General features: G+C 69.8%; 6 protein-coding genes. 2 read left to right on the top strand and 4 right to left on the bottom strand.

Annotated elements, in window-relative coordinates:
* Positions 1–163 precede the first annotated feature (163 nt).
* The 4 genes from VNE60_12965 to VNE60_12950 are packed head-to-tail and all read right to left on the bottom strand — an operon-like array spanning position 164 to position 3,946.
* A complete protein-coding gene (locus VNE60_12965) occupies positions 164–850 on the bottom strand; it encodes an O-methyltransferase (protein ID HVB32429.1) in 687 nt (228 codons plus the stop codon).
* Between the two features lie 49 nt (positions 851–899).
* Positions 900–1,631: an HAD family acid phosphatase gene (locus VNE60_12960; protein ID HVB32428.1), complete on the bottom strand. Its 732-nt coding sequence runs from the start codon at positions 1,629–1,631 to the stop codon at positions 900–902.
* Positions 1,628–2,479 carry an NAD(P)-dependent oxidoreductase gene (locus VNE60_12955; protein HVB32427.1) on the bottom strand — a complete coding sequence of 284 codons (852 nt, stop codon included), beginning with the start codon at positions 2,477–2,479 and terminating at the stop codon, positions 1,628–1,630. Before VNE60_12955 ends, VNE60_12960 begins: the two co-directional genes overlap by 4 nt.
* Before the next feature lie 21 nt (positions 2,480–2,500).
* Positions 2,501–3,946: an APC family permease gene (locus tag VNE60_12950; GenBank protein ID HVB32426.1), complete on the bottom strand. Its 1,446-nt coding sequence runs from the start codon at positions 3,944–3,946 to the stop codon at positions 2,501–2,503.
* 123 nt (positions 3,947–4,069) lie between these two features.
* Here VNE60_12950 and VNE60_12945 point away from each other — a divergent pair, with 123 nt between their 5' ends.
* Both VNE60_12945 and VNE60_12940 read left to right on the top strand, forming a co-directional pair.
* On the top strand, positions 4,070–4,390 hold the full coding sequence (locus tag VNE60_12945) for a metalloregulator ArsR/SmtB family transcription factor (protein HVB32425.1): 321 nt from the start codon (positions 4,070–4,072) through the stop codon (positions 4,388–4,390).
* Between the two features lie 53 nt (positions 4,391–4,443).
* Positions 4,444–4,699: SRPBCC domain-containing protein (locus VNE60_12940; GenBank protein HVB32424.1), on the top strand; the 256-nt coding region annotated here is incomplete at its 3' end.

The following is a 4,699-nucleotide window of genomic DNA, read 5'->3' as shown; positions in this document are numbered from 1 at the left end:
CAAGGGCGCGCCCTTTGGCCACCTCACCGACTACTTCGGCGAGACGATCGCCGAGGTGCGCGCGCCGATGGCCGGCATCGTGTTGTACGTCGTGGCGTCCCCCGCCATGGGAGAGGGCGAGCCCCTGGGCATGGTGGGCGCCGTGTCCACCGGCCCCTGACCGCTACGCCCCGTCGAGCACCACGGACAGCGAGAACCCGTCGTACCCCTTGCTGCCCACGGTCTGGATGACCGTCGTGCTCACGCGCCGGTTCGCCGCCGCCAGTTCGTTGAACCGCCGCACGCCCTGCACGTTCACGTCGTCGCTCGCCGCATCGATCACCGCCCCGTTGCGCACCACGTTGTCCACGATGATCACGCCGCCCGGTCGCGTGAGCCGCAGCGCCCACGTGAAGTACTCGGCGATGTTGGGCTTGTCGGCGTCGATGAACACCAGGTCGAACGGTCCCGCGCCCTCGGCGACGAGTTGCGGCAGCGAGTCCAGCGCCCGCCCCAGCCGCACGTCGACGATGTCCGACACCCCCGCGCGCGCGACGTTCGCGCGCGCCACCGCGGCGTGCGTGGGGTTCACTTCGAGCGTGATCAGCCGCCCGCCCGGCGCGATGGCCCGCGCCAGCCAGATCGTGCTGTACCCACCCAGCGTTCCCACCTCCAGCACCGACCGCGCGCCCACGGCCCGCGCCAGCAGATGGAGCAGCTTGCCGGCGGGCGCGCTCACCTGGATGTCCGGCAGCCCGGCCGCCGCGCTGTCGGCCAGCGCCGCGTCCAGCGTCGCGTCCTGCCCCACGAACAGATCCGAGATGTAGCGATCGACCGCCGCCCACTGGTCCTTGGCCACGTGGTTCCTCACCGTGAAGTCGCCGGCACGCGAACGCCCGCCGGATGCTCGCCGCGGCGCCCTACGGCGCCGTGTTCTTCTCCCACGAGCCGTACACCGGATTGGGCAACACCCAGAACGTCCGGCCGAACGGAGTGAACGCGCTGCTGTCCCCGCGCATCGCCTGCGTGAGCCGTGGAAAGTCCTGGATGTTGTCGCCCACCCATTCCAGAATCATCAACGGCGGCACGCCGGCGCCCGCGGTGCCGCGCTCCACGCGCGCGAAGCGCGGATTCTTGTCCGACTCGCCCGGCGGCTGGCACAGCACGACGTCGGCGGTGATGCCCGCCGAGCGCAGATTGGCCCGCGTCTCGGCGCACAGGGAATCGGCGCGGTTGGTGACGATCACCACGCGCCCGCCCAACGCGCGCACATGGGCCGTGAATCCCGGCGCGCCGGGCACGGCCCCTGCCGCCTCCTCCTTCACCCACGCCGCCCAGCTCGCGTCGGTGTAGCCGCTGTCGAGCAGCGCCCGCCGGCGCTCGTAGGCGCTGTTGTCCAGCACCGTCTCGTCGGCGTCGAGAATCACCCCCCAACTCCCCGCCGCCACGGCCGGCGCCAGCTCGTCCAGGCGCCGCGCCGCACCGGCGTAGGTCTGGCGCGTGAGCGCGCGATACTCCGCCGACCGGCGCATCCAGCGGAGCGCCCCCGGCTGTTCCACCACGCGTGACGCCACCGGCGCCGGCGCCGTGCGCGCCGCGGGCGTGCACGCCGCCGCACCGGCCAGCGCCAACATCATCGCCGCGTACTTCATCGGAGCGTGTCGGCCGCGATCACCGTCCAGTCGTCCTGCCCATGCCCCATGGCGATCCAGCGATCCATCTCCGCCGCCGCCGCCGGGATGACGGTCAGCGGCGCGCCGCCCCGCTCGGCCTCCTCGATCATCAGGCGGGCATCCTTGCGCGCCATGGCCAGGTTCCACGACGGATGTTCGAAGTCGGCCTCGAGCATGCGCTGCAGCCGCGCCGGCAACATCGCGCCCGGATTGAACCAGTCGAACAGCGACGCCGCATCGGCGGCCGGAATGTGCATCGCCTTGGCCAGCGACAGCATGTCGGTGGCGCCCGCGATCATCGACACGAGAAACAGGTTGCCCAGCAGCTTCATCCCCGCGGCCCGCTCCGGCTGCGGCCCCACGTACACCAGCTTGCCGGTCATCTTCGCGAGCTCCGGGGCCAGCGCGTCGAACCGCGCGCGATCGCCCGACGCGAGCATGAAGCCCGTGCGTTCCAGCGCGTTCTGCGGCCCCATGAACACCGGCGCATGCTGGAACGCCACGCCCCGCGCCGTCCACCGCGCCACGCGAGCCGCCGTGCCCGTGGGCGACGTCGTCGTGTGGTCCACGATGATCGCGTCCGGCCCCAATCCCGGGCGGCACCGCTCCAACACGTCGTCCACCGCGGCATCGTCGGAGAGCGCCACGTGCACGCGGACGGCGCCGCGCACCGCCTGGGCCGGATCGGTGAACACCGTGGCCCCGTCGGCCTCCAGCGCCCGCGCCCTGTCCGGCGACCGATTCCAGACCTGCACCTGCTCGCCGCGCGCGCGGAGCGCGCGCACGAAGTTCGTTCCCAGAAGTCCCGTTCCGATCCACGCGATCATGTCAACGCCTCGAGATGTGGTTCACCCAGAAATGTAATTCGCGCGGGCCGCCCGCCGGCGCTTCTCCGCCCGGTAGATCGCCGCGCCCAGGAGATTCGCGCCCACGACCACGGCGATGATCTTGCCGGCAAACGAGCCCCGGCTCGTTACGTCGATGATGGGAAACAGCGAGAACACGATGTACAGGAGCGTCACCGCGAAGCCCGACACCGCCGCCAGCCGGAGCCAGAGCGGCGGGCGGTCGAAGCCCCGCATGCCGAGGATGGGCAGCGCGAACATCGCCAGGTAGGCGATGGCATACAGGATGCCGGCCGCGCTGTCGAGCAGCTGGAACGCCTCCTGCAGCCCCACGCCCAACAGGCTCACCGCCGCGAACACCAGCGTCACGACGCCCACGAAGAGGATCGAATTGAGCGGCGTCCGGAACCGGGGATGGAGCCGCGTGAACCAGGCCGGCAGCAGCCCGTCCCACCCGGCGACCAGCGGCAGACGCGTATTCGCCGCGAACAGCAGATTCACGTTCGCGATGTGCCGCGTGAGCAGCAGCATCGTGAGCACCGGCACGATGTACACCGCGAACCCGAACGAATGCAGCCCCAGCGTCAGCGCCTGCGGGATCGGCGCGATGAGATCGATCTTGCCGATCGGGGTGGCCGACAACACGGCGCCGGTGCCGAGAATGAACATGAGCGCGATGATCGGCGTGGCGATCATCACCGATCGCCCGATCGCGCGTCCAGGGTCGCGCGTCTCGCCAGCCAGGATCGCCACGTACTCGAACCCGGTGAGGGCGCCCAGCGCCAGCTTGCTGAAGATGTTCACCGAGAGCAACGAAGCCCTCGGCACCGACACGGCGAACGGGTGGTAGTTGGTGATCGCGTGATGCGAGATGGCGACCAGCGGCATCAGGAGCAGCGCGCCGAAGGTGATCAGGTGCGCCATGCCGCCCGCGTCGTGCACCCATTTTCCCACGCGGAGCCCGTACAGCGACACGAGAATGATCGTGGCCACCACGAAGCCGGTCACCGCGCCGTCGTACCACTTGGTGGAGGTGAACCAGGCCGCCCCGGGACCGAGCGCGTAACTGAACGTGTCGGCGATCACCAGGCCGTACGACGACAGCAGGATCAGCGCGAACACCCACAGGTTCCACGCCACGAGGAAGCCCACCCCGTCGTTGAACCCGAGCTTGGCCCACTGGTAGAGCCCGCCCTCCAGCGGCATCAAGCGGTTGAGATGGATCACCACCGCCGCCTGCGGCAGGTAGAACAGCGCCATGGCCAGCAGCCAGTAGAACACCTGGGCATGGCCCAGCATGGCGGCCGTGCCCACCCACTGCGCGCCGACGATGAACATCACCTGCGTGAGCACGAGGTCGAACAGCCCCAGCTCGCGCTTCAGTTCGACGCTGCGCGCCTGCACGGCGCCGACCGCCGCTGTTTCCGCAGCCCGGGTCTTGATTTTCACGACCCTACGCTACGCCGCCGCCTGCGCAGGCGGAATACCCGGCGGTTTCGGCGCGTCACTCCTTGGCTTCGCCCGCGATGCCCCGCTTGACGCCGCGATTTGGTAAGTTTAAACTTACCGTTCATGAAAGCGCACCACGCAGCGCAACTCGACGCCCTGGGCGACCCAACGCGTCGCGCGATCCTCTCCCACCTGCTCACCGGGCCGCTGCCGGTCGGCAAGCTGGCCCGCCGGTTCCCTGTCAGCCGGCCGGCCATCTCGCAACACCTGCGGGTGCTCAAGGACGCGGGACTGGTGACCGATCGGCAGTACGGGACCCGGCGGGAGTATTCGCTCAATCCCGCCGCGTTCGGTTCGCTGCGCGAGTACTTCGATGAGTTCTGGAATCAGGCGCTGGCTGCCTTCAAGGCGAAGGTCGAAGCGTCGCAACCGGGGGAGGAATGATGGCGACGGCGACGGATGAAGCAGCGGGCGAATCGGTACGCAGGACGATCCGGGTGAACGCGCCCGCGGCGCGCGCGTTCAAGGTGTTCACGCACGAGTTCGACAGCTGGTGGCCGCGCAGCCATCACATCGGCAAGTCCAAGCTCAAGCGGGCGATCATGGAGGAGCGCGTGGGCGGCCGCTGCTACAGCGAGCAGGTGGACGACGTCGAGTGCGACTGGGGCACGGTTCTCGCCTGGGAGCCGCCGCGGCGCGTTGTCTTCGCCTGGCAGATCAACGCCGACTGGACGTACCAACCGGATCTCGCGC

The organism is Gemmatimonadaceae bacterium, from assembly GCA_035533755.1.
Lineage (GTDB): Bacteria > Gemmatimonadota > Gemmatimonadetes > Gemmatimonadales > Gemmatimonadaceae > JAGWRI01.
The sequence above is the reverse complement of the archived record's forward strand: the minus strand, read 5'-3'. Positions and strand labels throughout refer to the sequence as shown.